General features: G+C 59.0%; 16 protein-coding genes. 6 read left to right on the top strand and 10 right to left on the bottom strand.

What is annotated here, in order from left to right; all coding sequences use genetic code 11:
* The first annotated feature begins 287 nt into the window (after window positions 1–287).
* From D882_RS0113760 to D882_RS0113750, 3 genes are all read left to right on the top strand, one after another.
* The gene (locus D882_RS0113760; protein WP_027923790.1) at window positions 288–1,679 is read left to right on the top strand and encodes a GntP family permease; all 1,392 of its coding nucleotides are present in this window, start codon (window positions 288–290) and stop codon (window positions 1,677–1,679) included.
* 7 nt (window positions 1,680–1,686) lie between these two features.
* A complete protein-coding gene (gene hbdH, locus D882_RS0113755; RefSeq protein WP_027923789.1) occupies window positions 1,687–2,460 on the top strand; it encodes a 3-hydroxybutyrate dehydrogenase in 774 nt (257 codons plus the stop codon).
* Between the two features lie 120 nt (window positions 2,461–2,580).
* A complete protein-coding gene (locus D882_RS0113750; protein WP_027923788.1) occupies window positions 2,581–4,536 on the top strand; it encodes an acetoacetate--CoA ligase in 1,956 nt (651 codons plus the stop codon).
* Window positions 4,537–4,542: 6 nt separating this feature from the next.
* Here the strand turns inward: D882_RS0113750 and D882_RS01000000131110 are convergent, their stop codons facing one another.
* Together D882_RS01000000131110 and D882_RS01000000131105 are read right to left on the bottom strand one after the other, a co-directional pair.
* On the bottom strand, window positions 4,543–8,394 hold the full coding sequence (locus tag D882_RS01000000131110; protein ID WP_050590195.1) for a hypothetical protein: 3,852 nt from the start codon (window positions 8,392–8,394) through the stop codon (window positions 4,543–4,545).
* 124 nt (window positions 8,395–8,518) lie between these two features.
* Window positions 8,519–9,628 carry a PilT/PilU family type 4a pilus ATPase gene (locus D882_RS01000000131105; protein ID WP_032833533.1) on the bottom strand — a complete coding sequence of 370 codons (1,110 nt, stop codon included), beginning with the start codon at window positions 9,626–9,628 and terminating at the stop codon, window positions 8,519–8,521.
* A gap of 121 nt (window positions 9,629–9,749) precedes the next feature.
* Between D882_RS01000000131105 and D882_RS0113735 the strand changes: the two genes are divergently transcribed.
* On the top strand, window positions 9,750–12,287 hold the full coding sequence (locus D882_RS0113735; RefSeq protein WP_027923787.1) for a PAS domain-containing sensor histidine kinase: 2,538 nt from the start codon (window positions 9,750–9,752) through the stop codon (window positions 12,285–12,287).
* A gap of 51 nt (window positions 12,288–12,338) precedes the next feature.
* Complete coding sequence (locus D882_RS0113730; protein ID WP_007898282.1) at window positions 12,339–12,614, top strand: peptidylprolyl isomerase; 276 nt, start codon at window positions 12,339–12,341, stop codon at window positions 12,612–12,614.
* A 115-nt stretch (window positions 12,615–12,729) separates the two neighbouring features.
* On the opposite strand, the gene D882_RS0113725 is transcribed toward D882_RS0113730, so the two are convergent.
* From D882_RS0113725 to D882_RS0113690, 8 genes are all read right to left on the bottom strand, one after another.
* The gene (locus D882_RS0113725) at window positions 12,730–13,662 is read right to left on the bottom strand and encodes a sugar kinase (RefSeq protein ID WP_027923786.1); all 933 of its coding nucleotides are present in this window, start codon (window positions 13,660–13,662) and stop codon (window positions 12,730–12,732) included.
* 131 nt (window positions 13,663–13,793) lie between these two features.
* Window positions 13,794–15,011: an amino acid deaminase gene (locus D882_RS0113720; RefSeq protein ID WP_027923785.1), complete on the bottom strand. Its 1,218-nt coding sequence runs from the start codon at window positions 15,009–15,011 to the stop codon at window positions 13,794–13,796.
* A 39-nt stretch (window positions 15,012–15,050) separates the two neighbouring features.
* Window positions 15,051–15,815 (bottom strand): IclR family transcriptional regulator, encoded by a 765-nt coding sequence (locus D882_RS0113715; protein WP_027923784.1) that lies wholly within the window; start codon window positions 15,813–15,815, stop codon window positions 15,051–15,053.
* A gap of 146 nt (window positions 15,816–15,961) precedes the next feature.
* Window positions 15,962–16,351, bottom strand: a complete 390-nt coding sequence (locus tag D882_RS0113710) for a RidA family protein (protein ID WP_027923783.1) — start codon at window positions 16,349–16,351, stop codon at window positions 15,962–15,964.
* A 30-nt stretch (window positions 16,352–16,381) separates the two neighbouring features.
* Entirely contained in the window at window positions 16,382–17,173 is a 792-nt protein-coding gene (locus D882_RS0113705; protein ID WP_027923782.1) for an amino acid ABC transporter ATP-binding protein, read from the bottom strand.
* Window positions 17,170–17,832 carry an amino acid ABC transporter permease gene (locus tag D882_RS0113700; protein WP_027923781.1) on the bottom strand — a complete coding sequence of 221 codons (663 nt, stop codon included), beginning with the start codon at window positions 17,830–17,832 and terminating at the stop codon, window positions 17,170–17,172. Before D882_RS0113700 ends, D882_RS0113705 begins: the two co-directional genes overlap by 4 nt.
* Window positions 17,833–17,841: 9 nt before the next feature.
* Entirely contained in the window at window positions 17,842–18,504 is a 663-nt protein-coding gene (locus tag D882_RS0113695) for an amino acid ABC transporter permease (protein ID WP_008015908.1), read from the bottom strand.
* Between the two features lie 52 nt (window positions 18,505–18,556).
* Window positions 18,557–19,405, bottom strand: a complete 849-nt coding sequence (locus tag D882_RS0113690) for a transporter substrate-binding domain-containing protein (protein ID WP_027923780.1) — start codon at window positions 19,403–19,405, stop codon at window positions 18,557–18,559.
* A gap of 344 nt (window positions 19,406–19,749) precedes the next feature.
* Between D882_RS0113690 and D882_RS0113685 the strand changes: the two genes are divergently transcribed.
* A complete protein-coding gene (locus D882_RS0113685) occupies window positions 19,750–20,193 on the top strand; it encodes a thioredoxin family protein (protein WP_027923779.1) in 444 nt (147 codons plus the stop codon).
* Window positions 20,194–20,312: the final 119 nt, after the last annotated feature.

Raw genomic sequence — 20,312 nt, 5'->3', positions numbered from 1 at the left:
GAGACATACATCTCCATTATTAGACAGACCATCACGAGCAAGCTCGCTCCCGCAGGGGACCGAGTTCTCAGGGCCAACTCACTCAACCTGTGGGAGCGAACTTGCTCGCGATGAGGCCCCGTCACCCTTAAAAAACATCTCAAAAAAGAGACAAATAATTAACCATCGCCTCGAATACTAATAAATATCTTTATATTTCAATCGCTTAACTCTCTGGCACGAATCTCGCTAAAGCCCTCTCCCACAAAAGACCTACCCTACAAAAATAACAATCCAGGAGACACACCATGAGTGTGATCATTGCCTTGGCAGCCCTCGCGCTGTTGATGCTCGCTGCTTACCGTGGCTACAGCGTTATCCTTTTCGCCCCGATTGCCGCCCTCGGCGCCGTCCTGCTCACCGACCCTTCCGCCGTCGCGCCCGCCTTCACCGGGGTGTTCATGGAAAAAATGGTCGGCTTCATCAAACTGTATTTCCCGGTGTTCCTGCTCGGTGCGGTGTTCGGCAAGCTGATTGAGTTGTCCGGCTTCTCGCGCTCCATCGTCGCCGCCGCCATTCGCCTGCTCGGCACACGCCAGGCGATGCTGGTGATCGTGCTGGTCTGCGCCCTGCTCACTTACGGCGGCGTGTCGTTGTTTGTGGTGGTGTTCGCGGTCTATCCGTTTGCCGCTGAAATGTTCCGCCAGAGCGACATCCCCAAGCGTTTGATCCCGGCGACCATCGCCTTGGGCGCGTTCTCGTTCACCATGGACGCCCTGCCCGGCACCCCGCAGATCCAAAACATCATCCCCAGCACTTTCTTCAACACCACCGCCTGGGCGGCGCCGTGGCTGGGCTTGATCGGCACGATTTTCGTGTTCTGCGCCGGCATGCTGTTTCTCCAGCGTCAGCGCAACAAGGCCCTACGGGCCGGCGAAGGCTATGGCACCGAGTTGCGCAACGAGCCGGAAACCTCGGCCGATATCAAGCTGCCTAACCCGTGGATCGCCCTGTCGCCGCTGCTGGCCGTGGGCATTATGAACCTGCTGTTCACCCAATGGATCCCGCAGTGGTACGGCAAGACCCACAGCCTCGCGCTGCCAGGCATGGCCGCGCCGGTGACCACCGAAATCGCCAAACTGACGGCCATCTGGGCCGTTCAGGCGGCACTGCTGGTGGGCATCATCATGGTGCTGGTGTTTGGCTTCCAGGCGATTCGCAGCAAACTCGCTGAAGGCAGCAAAAGTGCGGTCAGTGGCGCGTTGCTCGCGGCAATGAACACCGCCTCGGAATACGGCTTCGGTGCGGTGATTGCTTCGCTGCCAGGCTTCCTCGTGCTGGCTGACTGGCTCAAGAGCATTCCCAACCCGCTGGTCAACGAAGCCATTACCGTGACCTTGCTCGCGGGCATCACCGGTTCTGCCTCGGGCGGCATGAGCATCGCGCTGGCGGCCATGGCCAATGACTTCATCGCGGCAGCCCACGCGGCCAACATTCCGCTGGAAGTGCTGCACCGCGTGGCTGCGATGGCGAGCGGTGGCATGGACACCCTGCCGCACAACGGCGCGGTGATTACCTTGCTGGCGGTCACCGGGCTGACGCACCGCGAAGCCTATAAAGACATTTTCTGTATTACGCTGATCAAGACCCTGGCGGTCTTCGTGGTCATCGGCACTTTCTACGCCACTGGCATTGTGTGAGGTATTCATGACGACTCTTACAGGCAAGACCGCACTGGTCACCGGTTCCACCAGCGGCATCGGCCTGGGCATTGCACTCAGCCTGGCCAAGGCCGGCGCCAACGTGGTGCTCAATGGTTTCGGCGATGCTTCCAAGGTGATTGCCGAGGTCCAGCAGTTCGGTGGCAAGGTCGGTCATCACCCCGCCGACGTCAGCGACCCGGCGCAGATCGCCGAGATGGTTGCCTATGCCGAGCGCGAATTCGGTGGCATCGATATTCTGGTCAACAATGCCGGCATCCAGCACGTGGCGTCGGTAGAAGAGTTTCCGGTGGAGCGCTGGGACTCGATTATCGCGATCAACCTGTCCTCGGTGTTTCACAGCACCCGCCTGTGCCTGCCGCGCATGCGTGCGAAGAATTGGGGGCGGATCATTAACATTGCCTCGGTGCACGGTCAGGTGGGTTCGGTGGGTAAAGCCGCGTACGTCGCCGCCAAACATGGGGTGATCGGCTTGACCAAAGTGGTGGGCCTGGAAACCGCGACGACGCACGTGACGTGCAATGCGATTTGCCCGGGCTGGGTCTTGACGCCGCTGGTGCAGAAGCAGATTGATGACCGTGCCGCGACCGGGATCGATCCGCAGCAGGCGCAGCATGATTTGCTGGCCGAGAAACAGCCGTCACTGGAGTTCGTCACCCCGCCGCAATTGGGTGAACTGGTGCTGTTTTTGTGCAGCGAGGCCGGCAGTCAGGTGCGTGGCGCGGCGTGGAATATTGATGGTGGGTGGTTGGCGCAGTAACCCCCTCAAACCGCGTTATCGTTCATCGCGGGCAAGACTCGCTCCCACATTAGATCGCGTTTACCGGTGGGAGCGTGGCTTGCCCGCGATTGGATCTCCAGATAGAACAAGAGGCAAACCATGTCCGACATTCTCTGGCAACCCAGTGCCGAGCGCATCGCCAAGACGCGCATGGAGGCCTTTCGGCGTTCCATCAGCCAGCGCCACCACGTCCACATTGATGACTACCCGGCCCTGCACCAATGGTCCATCGATCAGCGCGATGACTTCTGGCAGGCCATCGTCGACTTCTTCGACATCCGCTTCCACGACCAACCCGACGCAGTGCTGGTCGAAGGCGCGCAAATGCCCAGCGCCCAGTGGTTTCCCGGCGCCACCCTGAACTTTGCCGAACACCTGCTGCGCCGTCGCGACGATGCCATTGCGGTGATTGCCATTGGCGAGAACGGCCAGCGCGAACACCTGACCTGGGCGGAACTGGCCGAGCATGTGGCCGGGTTCCAGCACAGTCTGATCGCTGCCGGCGTCGGCCTCGGCGACCGCGTCGCCGCGTGCATGCCCAACACCTGGCAAACCCTGGTGGCCATGCTCGGCACCACCAGCCTGGGGGCGATCTGGTCCTGCTCCTCGCCGGACTTCGGCACTCAAGGGGTGATCGACCGTTTCGGCCAAATCGAACCAAAGGTACTGATCACCTGCGCCGGTTACCGCTATGCCGGCAAGGACATCGACCAGACCGGCAAAATCAACGAAATCCTCTCGCGCCTGCCGTCCTTGCAGCAGTTGATCGTGGTGCCGTATGCACGGCCACAGGCGCACATCGTCGACTTCCACACCCATGCCAATGTGACGTTGTGGGAGGATTTCTACGACGTGGGCGGCGAGCCGGATTTTGTCCCCGTGCCTTTCGCGCATCCGTTGTACATCCTCTACTCCAGCGGCACCACCGGCGTGCCGAAATGCATCATCCACAGCACCGGCGGTGTGTTGCTGCAGCACGTCAAAGAACATGGGCTGCATTGCGATCTCGGCGCTGGCGACCGTTTGTTCTACTACACCACCTGCGGCTGGATGATGTGGAACTGGCTGGTCTCGGCCCTTGCCGTCGGCAGCGCCGTGGTGCTGTACGACGGTTCGCCGTTCCATCCAGGCCCCGAACGGTTGATCGACCTGATAGACGATGAACAGATCAGCGTCTTCGGCACCAGCCCCAAGTACCTGGCGACCCTGGAAAGCAATGGCGTGAAGCCGCGCGAAAGCCATGACTTGAGCAGTCTGAAAACCCTCCTCTGCACCGGCTCCGCACTGTCGCCCCAGAGTTACGACTATGTTTACCGCGACTTCAAGCCCGACGTATGCCTGGCGTCGATGTCCGGTGGTACGGACGTCGTTTCGTGTTTTGTGAACGGCAACCCGTTTCAACCGGTGCGCCGTGGCGAAATACAGGGCAAGAGCCTGGGCATGGCGGTTGAAGTCTGGAATGACAACGGCCAACCGGTGATCGGAGAGAAGGGTGAACTGGTGTGTACCCGGCATTTCCCGGCCATGCCCATCGGTTTCTGGAATGATCCGCAACAGGAAAAGCTGCACGCTTCGTATTTCAGCCAGTTCCCCGGTGTCTGGTCCCAGGGCGATTACGCCGAGCAACTGCCCCACGGCGCGATGATGATCCATGGCCGCTCGGATGCGGTACTCAACCCCGGCGGCGTGCGCATCGGCACGGCGGAGATCTACCGCCAGGTAGAGAAAATCCCGCAAGTGCTGGACAGCGTGGCCATTGGTCAGCAATGGCAGGATGACGTGCGGGTCGTGTTGTTTGTGCGATTGCGCGACGGTGTCGAACTGGATGAAGCCTTGCAGCAACAGATCCGCCAAGTGATTCGCGCTAACACCACGCCGCGACATGTGCCAGCGAAGATCGTCGCGGTGACCGATATTCCACGAACCATCAGCGGCAAGGTCGTTGAGCTGGCGGTGAGGAACGTGGTGCATGGGCAGAAGGTAAAGAACACCGATGCGCTGGCCAATCCCGAGGCGCTGGAGCAATTCCGGGATCGGCCGGAACTCGCTTTTTAAACGGTTCTATTGGACGCTCGTGCCAGGCCTGCCAGAGCCAGAGCCAAGCCGCTGCGCAGTCACGGAATGGTTCAACGTGATCCGCACCGGATCGACGATCGCGCTATCGGGATGTGCTTCAAGTGTGTTCCGCAGGAGGGACATGTTGCGGTCAAACCCGACTTCGTCGGTGTGCAACTGGCTCAGCAGCGAAGTGACCACCGCCAGTGAGTCGGCGTTTTCAAAGGCTTTGGAACTGGCGTGACGAGCATTGCCTTCATCTGTCACCGCAAGCCAGCCGGAAGCCAGGTTCAGCAGCGACGCCACGTCCAGCGACTGTCCACCGCCGACGCTGCCAGCGTCGCGGGCATAGGCGACATCACCGATCTGCGCAGGCCCGTGAAACAGCTCATGGATCAAGTCGTCTGCGACGACGTCATGATTGAATCCCAGGCCAATGAAGTGCCGGTTAAGATTGGGCGTATAGATTTCAATGAACTTCGCGTCGGATTGCCCGGCTGCACCTTTCCACTGTTGGTAAGCGCTCGTGTCGAAAGCGGCAATGTGGTGGGTGTCCTTGAGTGGATCAAGGATGAAGTTACTGATGGAAACGCCCCCAAAGTCGGCCCTGACCGCTCTCAAATAGTTCAATAACTGATTGATTGCATCGTTCGAGTCGCTTCCCATCAGCAGTCTGGCAACCAGGTTGCGCTGCGACACAAAGTCACGATGGGTCAAGGCGTTGATCGCGTTTTCGATTTTCGTCCGGGCCCGCGGCAGACTTTGTTCGATGAACTGTCGGGTATAACTGACAGGCAATGTCTTGGTAGATCGCGGCAAACGGACAGGGGCCACATAGGCAAAGTTGTCGAGTTTTGGCCCCCAGGCTTTGCCCAGACGGTCGAGGGCATACCATTGAAAATTATTGCGGGTCGCCACCACCGTGAGCTCCTCACCGATGGCACCACGGGGTCGCCAGGTACCCTGTCCGGTGTTGACGTTGCTGGCTGCGCGGACCAAGTCATAGGAATTGTGGCTGCCATGGAGTCTGCCCAACTGGGACTTTGCCAGTCCGAGAAGCTCTTCAGCCTGCTTGCTGAACCGTAACGCGCCTTTGTGGATGAGTTTCCCGGCACCATAGAACACCGTTGGCACATCATCCACGGGGTTGAAGAGGGAAACGGACGTCGCAAACGCCAGTTTGGTCAGGCGGGCGCCTTTGGACGACAAGGAGACCGCCTTCGACGAAATGCTCAGCGCTTTGGCGCCCGCCCCCACAAATGCACTGCCCAACGCCATAGCATCCATGACGCAACCGTAGATCCCGTCAACGACCTTATTGTGTTCTCCAGAAGACAAATCCTCGATGCACTTCTTGAACGGAACCACCAAATTCACGATGTAATCTGCAGTCTCTTCGCCATTTTTGCGTTCTGTTTCAAGTGCTGTCGGTACCGTGGCCATTAACTCGATTTCGTCAAATGTGCGCAACGGATGATTGTTCACAACGAACTCGGCAATTCGCCGTAGCTGCGGATTACCGAAATTACGGTAGTGACTCTGCTGCCGCGCCGACACAGACGCTGGTGCGGGAAGCTCACCCAGTTTTTCAATAATCCCCATGGCGCTGCTGGCGTCATTCTCAGCAAAATCGCCGGCAGTGTATTCAACAACCGAGAGAGGCAACAATTCGGGAGTCGCAGGTCGCAGGGGCGCATTCAGCTCCCCGTTAAAATCCATTCGGGCGGCAGTCCGCAATTTACCCGTTGAGGTTATCAGCGTCGCCAGCGTGGTGTTTTTCCGTAATTCACCGCGCAAGGCAAACAACTCATAACAGGCAACCGCATTGCCGTGGGCAGCGAACATGACAATGCCAAAACGTCCCTTCACAGCATCGTTACTTTGCTGTGTTTCGTAAGTCGTCGAAACGGGCACCGGCGATATTGAGAAGTAAGACTCGGTGCTGGTCGCTGGAAGACGAACGGTAAAAAAGGTGATCTTACCTTTTAGAAAAATCTCCAGATCATGGGCAAGCATGTGTGAAAGGGCCAACTTCACATTGGTCGCCAGCGCTTTATTCAGATCGCCGAGATAATTCCGTAACAGGCGATGGTATTCGACATTGTTGGGCGGCAGGCTCTGCAACCTTGGAAAGCGGCTATAAAGGCTGGTGACGGAGGGGTCGTAGTGAGTTGGTCTTTGTTGATTGGTCACACCGGCCAACAAATCAGGGGTTCTGGAAAAAACATCGTCGGGAAAGACCGCGCGGAAATCCCACTGGCCACCCGCAAGGTCCGCCGACATGTGCAAGCCGACCATCGACATGGGGTTGGGGGATGCATAGAGGCCGGGGTGTTGATAAAGCACTTTATCGTCCAGGAAATCACACTCCGGCACTGCTCCTTTCAACGCTTCGCGCGCAATGGTTTCGCGGTTGGGCATTGGGATGGAATAGACGCTGGCCAGATGGGTGAAGTTCTCCGCGAATTCCTGGAACGCCGTGATTGCCCGCTCGGTGGTTTCCTTTGCCGCTTGAGTGAGCTCGCTTTCGCTGATAACGCCATTCAATAGCGCCCAGTCAACGATCGGATCGATCATCGCCAATTCCCGCAGTCGGGACAGCGGTTCGCTGACAGGTTCCAGTTCGACATACGCCATGATCTGCGCATACGTCAGCACACGCGACGCCCCCTTCCTCACCGCTTCCGCCAGAGCAACGCCATGGCAAAAGGTGACCCAGGCAACCGAGCCCATCGTCATCGCTGCTGGCACGCCCGTGACCAGAAATTCCGGCGCCATCTCCGCCAGCAGCAGATGACACGCCAGCGGCGCCGCGGCAGGATCAACCCAGCCTTTGGTATAGAGTAAGGCTTGCAGCTCCTCGCGCACCACGGCCGGCGACCGCTCAACGTTGCTCGGCGCATATAAAGCGAAACCGGCGATACGCTTGCGGTCTTGGGTGCTACCGAGAGACGGATAAAGATCCAGCAACAGGCTGGTTACCAGCAGTTGCTCAAGACCTTGTGAAGAGACCTCTTGCCCGGATTGCGCGCCGAACCAGGCCGACTCCTCCAGGAGTTTCCTGGCACAAGCTTGGGCCACCGGATGCTTGATCAACTGACCGATCCGTTGCGCGGCATTATCGTGCGTCGCAATGACGCGCCCCGTTTCGCGGAACAACTTATCCAGCAGTTTGGTGTTTTTGGCGACACGCTGGGTGACCTGCCGAATGGCGTCGCGCTGCTCAACCGACAAGACGGCTAACGACGGATCATCCGTAACAAGCTGCCCCCAATAGTTACCCAGCTCATCAACCTCAGGATCGAACTCGAAAAGCGCGATCAGGTTTTTTGTTTCGCTGGCATTTCTTGGAACCATCAGGCCATGAAACTTCAGCCATTGGTCCACATCGACGAAATCTTCGCTATAAATGTAACCACCGGCTTGTTTGGCAATATCACCTATCACCAGAAGCTTCTGATAATAGTGGGACTCCTGGACGATATTCACGTCGACGACGTCCCACACTAACCGGTCTTTTCTGAAAATCTCAAGCCCGCCGGTTTCGTTGATACGGGTTGCGGCCATGTTCTCGGGGCCGTGGCGACGGAGTTCATCCATCACGACCGTGTAGTTGGCCAGGTTATTCCATGCCACTCGACCCGGCATATGGACTTCATACAACGAAGAGCCTTTCGCCAGCTCAAACTCGTAGCCTTGCCAATGGTAGGGCCCGTCGTCCTCTTGATCCTCGAAGACACTTTGCAATAAGCGCACGACCACCTGTCGCTCAGCCGCATCGACCTTTAACCAAAGGTGTTGAACTTCAGAAACCGCCCCGGACAACGGATAGTCTTTATACTTAAACTTATAAAACATAACAACCTTATGAAATTAGTTAACTGATTCATTCAACGACGGTTAATCCTGACTCATCGAATAATAACTAAACAGTAAAAAGTCATAAGACAATATTTCACAACCACTCACTTTACCAATTTAATCAATCCACCAACCCCCAGCCATCACTGCGCATATTAACGTTCGAAACCCCTGCGCCATAAAGCTTAAGGCGCAACTTAAGATTACAAAGCGAGTCCGCATGTTTTAGCGCCTCTTCCTCGCTGATTGCGCCTTCCACCACCAGCGCATACAGTGCGCCATCGAACGTTTGCATACCGAACTCTGCAGACTTGTCCATAATGTTTTTAAGTTCATCGAGTTCATTGCGTCTAATCAAGTCAGCAATCGTCGGTGTACCCAACATCACTTCCACTGCCGCCCTGCGCTGACCGTCGCGGGTACGCACCAGTCGTTGTGAAACAAACGCCTTGAGATTGTTGCCCAGGTCATGCAGCAACTGCGTCCGCCGCTCTTCGGGAAAGAAATTAATGATACGGTCCAGCGCCTGATGGGCGTTGTGTGCGTGCAACGTGGAAATCACCAGATGACCGGTGTCGGCGAACGCCAGCGCGTGCTCCATGGTTTCGCGGTCACGAATTTCGCCGATCAGCACCACGTCCGGTGCCTGGCGCAGGGTGTTTTTTAATGCCGCATGAAAACTTCGGGTATCGACGCCCACTTCGCGCTGATTGATGATCGACTGCTTGTGCCGATGGATATATTCGATCGGGTCTTCAATGGTGACGATATGACCGCTGCTGTGGCGATTGCGGTAGTCGATCAGCGCCGCCAGCGATGTCGACTTGCCCGAGTCTGTGGCGCCGACGAACAGTATCAGGCCTTGCTTGAGCATCACGGTGTCCAGCAGCACGGGGGGTAATTTGAGATCTTCGAAGCGCGGGATGTCGAGTTTGATGTTACGTATCACAATGGACACGTCGTTGCGTTGCTTGAACAGATTGACCCGAAAGCGCCCGATTCCCGACAACGAAATGGCCAGGTTCATTTCCAGCTCACGGTCGAACTCCAGACGCTGTTCGGCGTCCATGATGGACGCGGCCATTGCCGCGACTTCACCGGGTTTGAACGGCTGATCGCACAACGGTTCAAGGACGCCGTCGAACCGCGCGCTGGGCGGTGCCGCCGTGGAGAGATAAAGATCGGAGCCATTACCGCTGGCCAGAAGTTTCAACAGTGCATCGATTTCCATGGCAAAAAACACCCGCGAAGCATTCAATGAAAAAATAATGACCCGACATGGGTCATCCAGCCTCTACCGCCCTACGAGGATAGTAGACGCCGCCACACCGACTTAAGCGCAGGACCACTTGATGAACGCATCACCCACCGGCAGCGATGCCCAGGCCTTGATTGCCCGACTGGACTGGACACAGACCCCCTTGGGCCCTGCTGGCACCTGGCCGCAGAGCCTGCGCACCGCCGTCGACATCGTGATTCACTCACCGATGCCGATGCTGTTGCTATGGGGACCGCAGCTGACACAGATCTACAACGACGGCTTCGCCCTGCTCGCTGGCAGCAAACATCCACACGCTTTCGGACAGCCGACGCACCAGATCTGGCCAGAACTTCAGGACTTTACCGACCCGATTTACAGCGCCGTCCTACAAGGCCAGGTGCGCACCTACAGCGAACAGCGCTTTGCCCTGCAACGTGACGGTGGCGATTCCGACTTCTGGCTGGATTTGACCTACAGCCCGATCCGCGATGAAAGCGCCGAGGTGGCGGGCATTCTGGTCACCGCCATCGAAACCAACGAACGTCGCCGCATCGCCCTTGAACTGGAACAACGCTCGGCCGCCAGCCTCAAGGCCCAGCGCGAAACCGAGCAGCGCCTGCAACTGGCCTTGGCCGCGACCGACTCGGTGGGCACCTGGGATTGGGACATCGGCGAAGACCGTTTCCTCGCCGACGCTCATTTTGCCCAACTGCACGGCATCGATCCGGCGTTGGCCGGGGAATTGCCGATCAGCGCGTACCTCCAGGGCGTGCATCCGGAAGACCGGGCGATGATTGCGCGCAGCATCAAGCACTGCATCACCCATGGCACCGAGTACGCCGAGGAATATCGCCTGCTGCAACCCGATGGGCAGTTGAGCTGGGTGTTTGCCCGGGGGCGCTGCTACAAGGATCATCACGGCCGGCCAATGCGCTTTCTCGGCGCCGCGCTGGACCTGACCGAGCGCAAACGCACCGAACAGGCCCTGCGCCAGAGCCAGACCGAGCTGCAATTGATCATCAACGCGATGCCGATCCTGATCAGCTACGTCGACAGCGAAGAGCGTTTCCGCCTGAACAATTCCGCGTACCTGGACTGGTACGGCCTGACGCCGCAAGAGCTCTACGGCAAAACCATTCGCGAAGTACTGGGTGACGAGGCCTATGCCTTACGTGCCGAACACATTGCTGAAGCACTTACGGGCAAACCTTGCTGCTTCAGCATCAGCACGCCACACCGCGACGGCAGCCTGCGGCATGCGCTGATGAACTACCTGCCGCGCCACGGCGCGGATGGCGCGGTGAATGGCTTCTACATTTTTGTGATCGACGAAACCGAGCGCAAACAGACCGAAGAAGCCTTGCGCAATCTCAATGAAACCCTGGAAGAGCGCGTCGCCGCTCGCACCCAGCAGCTGGCCGAAGCCAACCAGCGCCTGCAAAACGAGATGGTCGAGCGCGAGCGTGCCGAGGACGCCTTGCGCCATGCTCAAAAAATGGAAGCAGTCGGCCAACTCACCGGCGGCATCGCCCATGACTTCAACAACATGCTTACCGGGATTATTGGCAGTCTTGACTTGATGCAGCGCTACATCGCCGATGGGCGCACTCACGAGATCAGCCGTTTTACCGAAGCCGCGGTGTCCTCGGCCAACCGCGCCGCCGCGTTGACCCATCGCCTGCTGGCGTTTTCCCGTCGCCAGTCACTGGATCGCAAACCGCTGAATGCCAATGAATTGGTGCGCTCGCTGGAAGACTTGCTCAGCCGGACCACGGGCGACCACATCGAGCTCAATCTGCAACTGGCCGATGAAGTCTGGCCGATCAGCACCGACGTCAGCCAACTGGAAAACGCCCTGCTCAACCTGGTGATCAACGCCCGCGATGCGATGCCCGATGGCGGCCAACTGCTGATCGAAACGAGCAATGTCTACCTCGACGGCACTGACATCACCACACTGGAACCGGTCAAGGCCGGGGATTACGTGATGATCGCCGTCAGTGACAACGGCACCGGCATGACACCCTCGGTACTGGCCAAGGCATTTGACCCGTTCTTCACCACCAAACCCATCGGCCAGGGCACAGGGCTGGGGTTGTCGATGATCTACGGCTTCGCCCAGCAATCAGGCGGACATGTCAGCCTGTTCAGCCTGCCCGGCAAGGGCACCAGCGTGCGCTTGTACCTGCCGCGCTTGCATGCCATGGAACCGGAAAACGTGCTGGTGCCGGTCACGGGCGAGGCGCCCGCGGCGATTGCCGGTGAAACCGTGGTGCTGGTGGAAGACGACCCGGCGGTGCGCATGCTGGTGCTCGACTTGCTCAATGAGCTGGGTTACCACGCTCACGAAGCCGAAGACGCCAAGACCGCCCTGCCCTTGCTGGAATCGGATTTGCGTGTTGATCTGCTGGTGACCGATGTCGGACTGCCGGGCATGAACGGTCGGCAACTGGCGGAGATCGCCCGCCAGCATCGCCCGGACCTCAAAGTGCTGTTCATGACCGGTTACGCGGAAACCGCCGCCGAACGTCAGGGCTTTCTGGAGGAAGGTATGGACATGGTGGCCAAGCCCTTTTCCATCGACTTGCTGGCCAACAAGATTCGCACGATGATCGGCCAACCCGAGTGAGTTGAGGCATAATCGCCCGCCCCGCTGTCAGCACGTTGCAAGGTACGCCCCATGAAAGCTCAAGCCCGCCATATTCTGGTGAAAACCTCGGAAGAAGCCGAGCAGCTCAAACAACGCATCGCCAAGGGCGAAGCCTTCGACGTGCTGGCCAAAAAGTACTCCACTTGCCCGTCCGGCAAGCGCGGCGGCGACCTCGGTGAAGTGCGGCCGGGGCAGATGGTCGGGGTGATTGATGCGGTGATTTTCAAGAAGCCGCTGCGGGTGGTACACGGACCGATCAAGAGCAAGTTCGGGTATCACCTGGTGCAGGTGTTTTACCGGGATTGAGGGGTGGCCTTGAGGGCCTCATCGCGAGCAAGCTCGGCTCCTGCATTGGAATGCGCTCCCCTGTGGGAGCGAGCCTGCTCGCGAACCGACTGCGAAGCAGACGGCCATTCATCCCTTATCTAGGGATCAGCGCCCCCGGCACCTGAATCACCCGACTCGCCAACCGATGCCCCGCCTCAGCCGCTTCCACCGCGCTCGCGCCCTTGAGCCGACTGGCCAGGTACGCCGCACTGAACGAATCCCCTGCCGCCGTCGTATCTACGACGCGGTCGACCTTCTGCGCCGGCACTTCAAACGACTCACCGTCACAGCGAATCAGGCACGCGTCTGAACCGCGCTTGAGCACCACTTCCGGCGTGCCGATCTGCTCGTAAGCATCGAACACCGCCTGGCAACTTGAGAAATGGAACAGCGCCTGCTCGTCCTCAACCGTCAGCAACGCCAGGTCCACATACGGCAACACACTGCGATACGCCGCGCGGGCTTCCTCAACCGACGCCCACAAGCGCGGCCGATAGTTGTTGTCGAAGACGATGCGCGCATCTCGCTGACGGGCTTCGATCAGGGTTTCCAGCAATTTTGCCCGACCTTGCACACCGAGCACCGCCAGCGTGATGCCGCTGAAGTACAACACGTCGTAATCCGGCAGCGCCGCCAGAATCGGCGCGGCGGCGGGCGTGGTGAAGCAATCGCGCACGGCCGCTTCGTTGCGCCAGTAGAGAAAACGACGCTCGCCGGCGGCGTCGGTCTGGATGCAATACAAGCCGGGCAAACGTCCGGGTAAACGCTGGACCATGCCCAGGCCGATGTTTTCGCTGGCCCAGTTCTGGCACATCGCGTCGCTGAAGCTGTCGTCGCCCAGGGCGGTGACGTAATCGACGATGCCGCGCTCGCCCAGTTCACGGGACAGGTAGACGGCGGTGTTCAGGGTGTCGCCGCCGAAGCTTTGTTGCAGGCTGCCGTCGGCGCGTTGTTGCAGCTCGATCATGCATTCGCCGATCAGGGCGATGCGCGGGATGTTGGGGCCGAGGGTGTTGATGGTGTGCATGGTGTGGGGTCTCTGGTGTTTCTTTGTTGTCTGGGCGGGCCTCATCGCGGACTAGCCCGGCTCCCACAGGGATCGTGTTACCCATGTAGGCGCCGGGCTTGCCCGCGATAGCAGCGCCTCGGTCTCAAGCCTTAGAAACAGGTTTCCATGGTTTCGATGACATTCATCTGATCATCCACCAGACACCCCGTGCGCCACTTGTCGAACGTCAGGCACGGGTGCGACGTGCCGAACGAAATAATGTCGCCGACCCGCAACTCAACCCCCGGCGCCACGGTCATGAACGCGTGCTGATCCATCACTGCCGTCACCTTGCAGGCACTGACGTCATCGCCCTTCGCCGGCACCACACCGGCCTTGTAACGCAACAACGGCACCGGCAGACCGGCGTCGTACGCTACATCGCGCTTGCCCAGGGCAATCACCGCAAAACCCGGTTCCGGCATCGACTGCACGTGTGCCCAGACTTCCAGCGCCGGACGCAGGCCTTCATTCAGGTCACTACGACGGTCGAGCACACAGCATTGCGCTTCCTTGTAGATGCCATGGTCGTGGGCCACGTAGCTGCCCGGACGCAACACACTGAGGAAACGCCCGGCAGCGTTCTGTGCTTCGAACTCCTCGGCAATCAAGTCATACCAGGCGGAACCCGACGCAGTGATGATCGGCTTGGCGATCGCAAACGCGCCGCTGTCCTGCAACTGCACGGCCAAACGCACCAATGACTGGGCGAATGCGCGGATACCGGTCACCGCATGATCGCCATGGATCACGCCTTCGTAGCCTTCGATACCGGTCAGGGCCAGCGCCGGTTGCGCGTTGATGGCTTTGGCCAGCGCGATGACTTCGTCCTCAGTGCGGCAACCGCAACGGCCGCCGACCACACCGTATTCGATCATCACGTTCAGGCGCACGCCGCGCGAGGCAAAGTAGGCACCGAGGTCCGCGACGTTGTCCGGATGATCGACCATGCAATGGAAATCGAACGTCGGGTCCGCCAGCAGATCGGCGATCAACGCCATGTTCGGCGTACCGACCAATTGGTTGGCCATCAGCACCCGACGCACGCCATGGGCATAAGCCGCGCGGGTTTGCGTGGCGCTGGCCAGGGTGATGCCCCAGGCGCCGGCGTCCAGTTGGCGGCGAAACAAGGCTGGGGTCATGCTGGTCTTGCCATGGGGCGCGAGCTCGGCGCCACTGTTGCTGACAAAGTCCTGCATCCAGCGAATGTTGTGTTCCAGCGCTTCGCGGTGCAGCACCAGCGCCGGCAGGCTGACATCGCGGACCAGGTTGGCGCCGGTCTGGGCAAAACCCTTTTCCACGGCGGCAGTATTGTTGGCAGTAGACATGGTCGAACTCCTCACATTCGCGGCCGCAGGCAGCCGCATTTATTCGTTGATACGCCGGGCCAGGTGGTTGGCGTTGTCGATCAGCACTCGGCGATAATCGTTGTAATGGGTCTTGGCATCAGCCCGTGGGGCCACGATGCACAGGGTCGCAATGGCCACGCCGTTGGGGTCTTTGACCGGGGCGGCGAAGCAATGGGTAAAGGTGTCGGCGACGCTATCGAAGGAGAAAAAGCCATCGATGCCGGCCTGCCGGATTTCCGCCAGAAACTGTTCCAGCGGCAGGCGCTCGCCGTTGGGCAGGATGAAGTCGTCATGGTCGATCAGGTCGACAATTTCCTCGTCACTCAAATGCGCCAACAGCAGGCGCCCGGAAGCGGTCCAGGGAATCGGCGCGTTCTCGCCGATGTCCGAGGAAATGCGGAAATGCCGCTCGCCCTCCTTCATCAGCGCCACGGTGTATTTGCGGCCATTGAGCAGGCACATCTGGGCGGTTTCGTGGGTCTGGCTGACGATTTCCTGCAAGGCGAGATCGGCCTCGCGGGTCAGGTCGAAATGACGCAAATGCGCCTGCCCGAGGAAGTACAACTGACGGCCCAGGTAGACATGACCGTCCTTGCCCACGGTTTCCAGAATGCGCCGTTCCAGCAGGGAGGCCACCAATTCGTAGACCGTGGATTTCGGGCTGCCGATACCGCTGGCAATTTCATTCGGGCGCAGGGGTTTGCCGATTTCCTTGAGGAAGTCGAGGATATCGAACGCCCGGTCCAGACCGCGAGCCCGGCGCTTGATGGTGTCTTCGGTCATTTCATTGGTTCCCATACAAAGTGCCGGGAGTTTACCTAGAGTGCGGTGGCGATTGTTAGGCCGCCATCGCGGGCAAGCCACGCTCCCACATTTGAAATGCATTCCCCTGGGGGAGCGTGGCTTGCCCGCGATGGGCGCGACTCGGTTCAGGCCTTTTTCTTGTACGCGATGCAGTCGATCTCGACCTTGCAGTCGACCATCATGTTCGCCTGCACGCAGGCACGGGCCGGAGCGTGTTCGGGTTTGAAGTACTCGGAGAAGACCTTGTTGAAACTCGTGAAGTCCCGTGGATCCTCCAACCACACGCCAGCACGCACCACATCTTCCAGGCCATAACCGGCCTCTTGCAGAATCGCAATCAGATTTTTCATGGTCTGGTGGGTCTGTTCGACGATGCCACCCGTAATGATCTCGCCATCCAGCGCCGGCACCTGCCCGGAAACGTGCAGCCAGCCATCGGCTTCAACGGCGCGGGCGAAAGGACGAGGCGTACCGCCAGCGGCGCTACTGCCGGTGCCGTAACGAGTAATGCTCATGAGTGTTTCTCCTGATTGAATTCTGAAAAGTTAAAAGCGCGTGTTTTTGAGAAACTCAGCCAGACGCGGTGATTGAGGGCGCTCGAACAGCTCCTTGGGTGGCCCCTGCTCTTCGATGCGCCCCTGATTCATGAAAACGATTTTGTCCGAGACTTCGAATGCAAAACGCATTTCGTGGGTGACCAGCAACATGGTCATGCCTTCGTCGGCCAGGCCCTTGATCACGTTCAGCACTTCGCCGACCAGTTCCGGGTCGAGGGCCGAGGTGACTTCGTCGAACAGCATCAGGCTCGGGTTCATCGCAATCGCCCGGGCAATCGCCACGCGCTGTTGCTGACCGCCGGACAACTGACCGGGATAGTGATCACGGCGTTCCAGCAAGCCGACGCGCTCCAGCCATTTTTCCGCCAGAGCAACGGCCTCGTCCTTGTGCAGTTTTTTCACCTTGAGCAAACCCAGGGTGACGTTCTGCAAGGCGGTGAGGTGCGGGAACAGGTTGAATTGCTGGAACGCCATGCCCGTCATTGCACGATGCCGGGCGATGACTTTTTCCGGGTGACGGATGCGTTTGCCGTCGACCTCGTCATAGCCGATGGACTCGCCGTCGAGCATGATCTGCCCGCCCTGGAATTCTTCGAGCATGTTTACGCAGCGCAGCAAGGTGGTCTTGCCCGAACCGCTGGAGCCGATCAGTGTGACGACGTTGCCGCGCTGCATGCTCAGGTCGACGCCCTTGAGCACTTCGAGCTTGCCGTATTGTTTGTGCAGGCCGCGTATGTCCAGCAGGGCCTGACCGTTTTGCGTGTTGGAGAGTTGAGTCATGGCAAGGCCACCCGCTTTTCAATGTGCCGGCCGAGTAATTCGATGGCGTAGTTGATGACGAAAAACAGAAATCCGGCGAACAGGTAAAACTCCAGGGTCATGAAGGTCCGGGCGATGATTTGCTGTGTGCTGAGCAGTAACTCCGCCACGCCGATCACCGACAATAGCGTCGAGGCCTTGACGATTTCCGTCGAGGAGTTGACCCAGGTCGGCAGGATCTGCCGCAACGCTTGAGGCAACAGCACGTAACCGAGGGATTGGAAAAACGTCAGGCCAATCGCCTTGCTCGCTTCCATCTGACCGCTAGGCAGTGCTTGCAACGCGCCGCGCACGATCTCGGCGACGTGGGAGCCGCAAAACAGCGTCAACCCCAACGCACCGGCCTGAAACGCGCTGATCTGCCAACCCAGTGCCGGCGCCATATAAAAGCAGGCCAGCACCAACACAAACACCGGCGTACCGCGAATCAGGTCGACGTAGACGCGAAACGGCGCACGCATCCAGAACTTGCCGTAGGTCAGCACCAGACCGGCGACAATGCCGACCATCGTGCCCAGCAAAATGGCCAGCGCCGACACCTGCACACTGGTCAGGAAGCCTTGCCACAACACTTCGCGGGCAACCCATAACTCATGCAACCAACCAGGGGATTCGTACATGGGGGGCTCCTATCGGCGAATCGCCAGACGCTGTTCGAGGTAACGCAGCATCATGGCAATGAGGTAACAGGCCGCCACATAGAGCGCCGTGGTCACCAGCCAGGTTTCAATCACCCGGTAGCTCTCGACATTGATCTTGCGCGCGTAATAGGTCAGCTCCGGCACCGCGATCGCAGCGGCCAGCGAAGTGTCCTTGAACAGCGAAATAAAGTTGTTCGACAAGGCCGGCAGCACATTGCGCAGCATCACCGGGACGGTGACGTAAGCCTTGACCTGCCACTCGCCGAGGCCGATGGCGAGCCCGGCTTCACGCTGGCCCTTGGGAATGCTCAACAAACCGCCACGGAACACTTCGGTCAGATACGCCCCGGCGTAGAGCGACAGGGTGATGATGAACGACGGGATCTTGTCCAGACGAATGCCCAGGCTCGGCAAGGCAAAGTAGATCAACAGAATCAACACCAGAATCGGCGTATTACGGATCACCGTCACATACACCGACGCCAGCACCCGCAATGCGCGGTGCTTCGAGAGCAAAGCAAACGCCATCATCAGGCCGATCACGCAACCGATGGCGATCGACACCAGCGCCAGCTCAAGACCCAGACCGAGCCCCGCCAGCAAGGTGTCGAAATCGCGCCACACGGCGGCAAAGTTCAACTGATAGTTCATGGTCAGCAGTACCTTGAACGGGGCGCGTTACAAGCGCCCCGCTCTCACGGGATCATTTGAATTCGACAGGGAAACCGATGGCTGGAGTCGGCAGATCGACACCGAACCATTGTTTGAAGGACGCCGCATAGGTCGGGAACTCAACGCCGGTCATGGCTTCATGCAGGGTGGTGTTGACGAAGTTCAGCCAGTCCTGATCACCGCGTTTAACTGCACAGGCGTAGGTTTGCGGGCTCCAGGCGTAAGTCGGGCTGCGGTAGCGGCCAGGGTTCTGCACCATCAGGTATTTCACCGACGACTGATCGGTGGCGGCGGCATCGGCACGGCCCGAGTTCACGGCCTGGTACATCAGGTCCACGCTGTCGTATTGATCGACCTTGGCCTTGGGTAACGCCTGGTGCACCAGCTCTTCGGCGTATACGTTCTGCAAGACCGCCACGGTCACGCTGTCGTTGGCAGCCTTGAGGTCTTCGATTTCCTTGTACTTGCTGTTCGCCGGCAGCAGCAGGCCGACACCTTCGCGGTAGTACGGCAGGGTGAACGCCACCTGCTGCGCACGACTGGCGGTGACGGTGATGAACTGGCAACTGATGTCGACCTTGTCGGTCAGCAGGTTGGGAATCCGCGCATCGGACGACTGCACCACAAACTCGACTTTGGTCGGATCGTTGAACAACCCCTTGGCAATCATCCGCCCGATATCGATATCGAACCCCTGCAACTTGCCATCCGCTCCCTGGAAGTGCCACGGCGCATTGGTACTGCCCGTGCCCACAATCAATTTTCCACGGGCCAGCACGCTATCGAGCTTACTGTCCGCCGCCTGGGCCACGCCCATGGCAGCGGCGGTAGCCGCGAGAACAAAAACACACGCTTTTAACAAGGAAGGTCGGCGATGCATGGCAAGCACTCCAGGATGATGTTTATTCCGCTATACCGGACATTGGTATGTAACAACGGAATAGACAGCAGAAAGTGTGCCACAGGTTGCGGAGAGAATGTTGGGGAGATTGAAAATCGATTTGAATCAACGGGATGGGAAAAACACTGAGGGATCTGTTACCAAACGCACGCGAGGGGAAGCGCTACCGTTGGCTACAGCGTGCGGGTACTTGCACCACAATTGGAGATGAATGACCGAAATTGACGCAGCGTGTCACCTGTAATTTCTGACAGTAGACCCGCCCCCGCTCCCTCCTTTAACGTCGACAAACCTCGATGGTCGTTGTGAAAAGGAGATTTTCAATGGGCTCGACACATCACTTGGCATCGCTCGCCCCGGTCTACCGCAAGGCGCTGAAAACCTGGCGCCCGGTGATCCTGTATTTCGGCGATGAACACTGTCCGGCCTGTGAATGGGCAGAACCGGTCTTTCGCGAAGTCGCCCAACGCTATCGTCATCACGCGAACATTTATGTATTGAACACCCGTGAATCACCGCGGCACCCGAACGTTACCGGCACACCGACGGTGTTGTTCTTCAAGGACGGGCGATTGCGGAAGAAGCTCAAGGGCATTGGCACCCGAGAGACGCTGGAGGAGGATTTCGCCAGCCATGTTGGCAGGCTCAGGCCGCGATACGTGCCGCATAAAACGCGTCACGATCTGGCGTGGTTGCGCCAGACGTTGCGCGGGTTGTGTACGGTGCCTCGGGCGTTAGAGCGGTTGAATTGTCGTAGTGGGTGTTAGGGCTTGGGAGCGATGGGGTTTGGCAGGACGCTATCGCGAGCCAGCTCGCTCCCACATTGGATCTCCAGTGCTCACACGACCCGTGTGGGCGTGAGCCTGCTCGCGAACAGGCCCTGAAT

Source organism: Pseudomonas sp. URMO17WK12:I12 (assembly GCF_000514395.1).
In the GTDB taxonomy this organism is placed as follows: domain Bacteria; phylum Pseudomonadota; class Gammaproteobacteria; order Pseudomonadales; family Pseudomonadaceae; genus Aquipseudomonas; species Aquipseudomonas mucoides.
The sequence above is the reverse complement of the archived record's forward strand: the minus strand, read 5'-3'. Positions and strand labels throughout refer to the sequence as shown.

Bases quoted from the DNA above. Each gene is read 5' to 3' on its own strand.
- D882_RS0113760 (WP_027923790.1), top strand. From the start codon at position 288: ATGAGTGTGATCATTGCCTTGGCAGCCCTCGCGCTGTTGATGCTCGCT.
- hbdH (WP_027923789.1), top strand. From the start codon at position 1,687: ATGACGACTCTTACAGGCAAGACCGCACTGGTCACCGGTTCCACCAGC.
- D882_RS0113750 (WP_027923788.1), top strand. From the start codon at position 2,581: ATGTCCGACATTCTCTGGCAACCCAGTGCCGAGCGCATCGCCAAGACG.
- D882_RS01000000131110 (WP_050590195.1), bottom strand. From the start codon at position 8,394: ATGTTTTATAAGTTTAAGTATAAAGACTATCCGTTGTCCGGGGCGGTT.
- D882_RS01000000131105 (WP_032833533.1), bottom strand. From the start codon at position 9,628: ATGGAAATCGATGCACTGTTGAAACTTCTGGCCAGCGGTAATGGCTCC.
- D882_RS0113735 (WP_027923787.1), top strand. From the start codon at position 9,750: ATGAACGCATCACCCACCGGCAGCGATGCCCAGGCCTTGATTGCCCGA.
- D882_RS0113730 (WP_007898282.1), top strand. From the start codon at position 12,339: ATGAAAGCTCAAGCCCGCCATATTCTGGTGAAAACCTCGGAAGAAGCC.
- D882_RS0113725 (WP_027923786.1), bottom strand. From the start codon at position 13,662: ATGCACACCATCAACACCCTCGGCCCCAACATCCCGCGCATCGCCCTG.
- D882_RS0113720 (WP_027923785.1), bottom strand. From the start codon at position 15,011: ATGTCTACTGCCAACAATACTGCCGCCGTGGAAAAGGGTTTTGCCCAG.
- D882_RS0113715 (WP_027923784.1), bottom strand. From the start codon at position 15,815: ATGACCGAAGACACCATCAAGCGCCGGGCTCGCGGTCTGGACCGGGCG.
- D882_RS0113710 (WP_027923783.1), bottom strand. From the start codon at position 16,351: ATGAGCATTACTCGTTACGGCACCGGCAGTAGCGCCGCTGGCGGTACG.
- D882_RS0113705 (WP_027923782.1), bottom strand. From the start codon at position 17,173: ATGACTCAACTCTCCAACACGCAAAACGGTCAGGCCCTGCTGGACATA.
- D882_RS0113700 (WP_027923781.1), bottom strand. From the start codon at position 17,832: ATGTACGAATCCCCTGGTTGGTTGCATGAGTTATGGGTTGCCCGCGAA.
- D882_RS0113695 (WP_008015908.1), bottom strand. From the start codon at position 18,504: ATGAACTATCAGTTGAACTTTGCCGCCGTGTGGCGCGATTTCGACACC.
- D882_RS0113690 (WP_027923780.1), bottom strand. From the start codon at position 19,405: ATGCATCGCCGACCTTCCTTGTTAAAAGCGTGTGTTTTTGTTCTCGCG.
- D882_RS0113685 (WP_027923779.1), top strand. From the start codon at position 19,750: ATGGGCTCGACACATCACTTGGCATCGCTCGCCCCGGTCTACCGCAAG.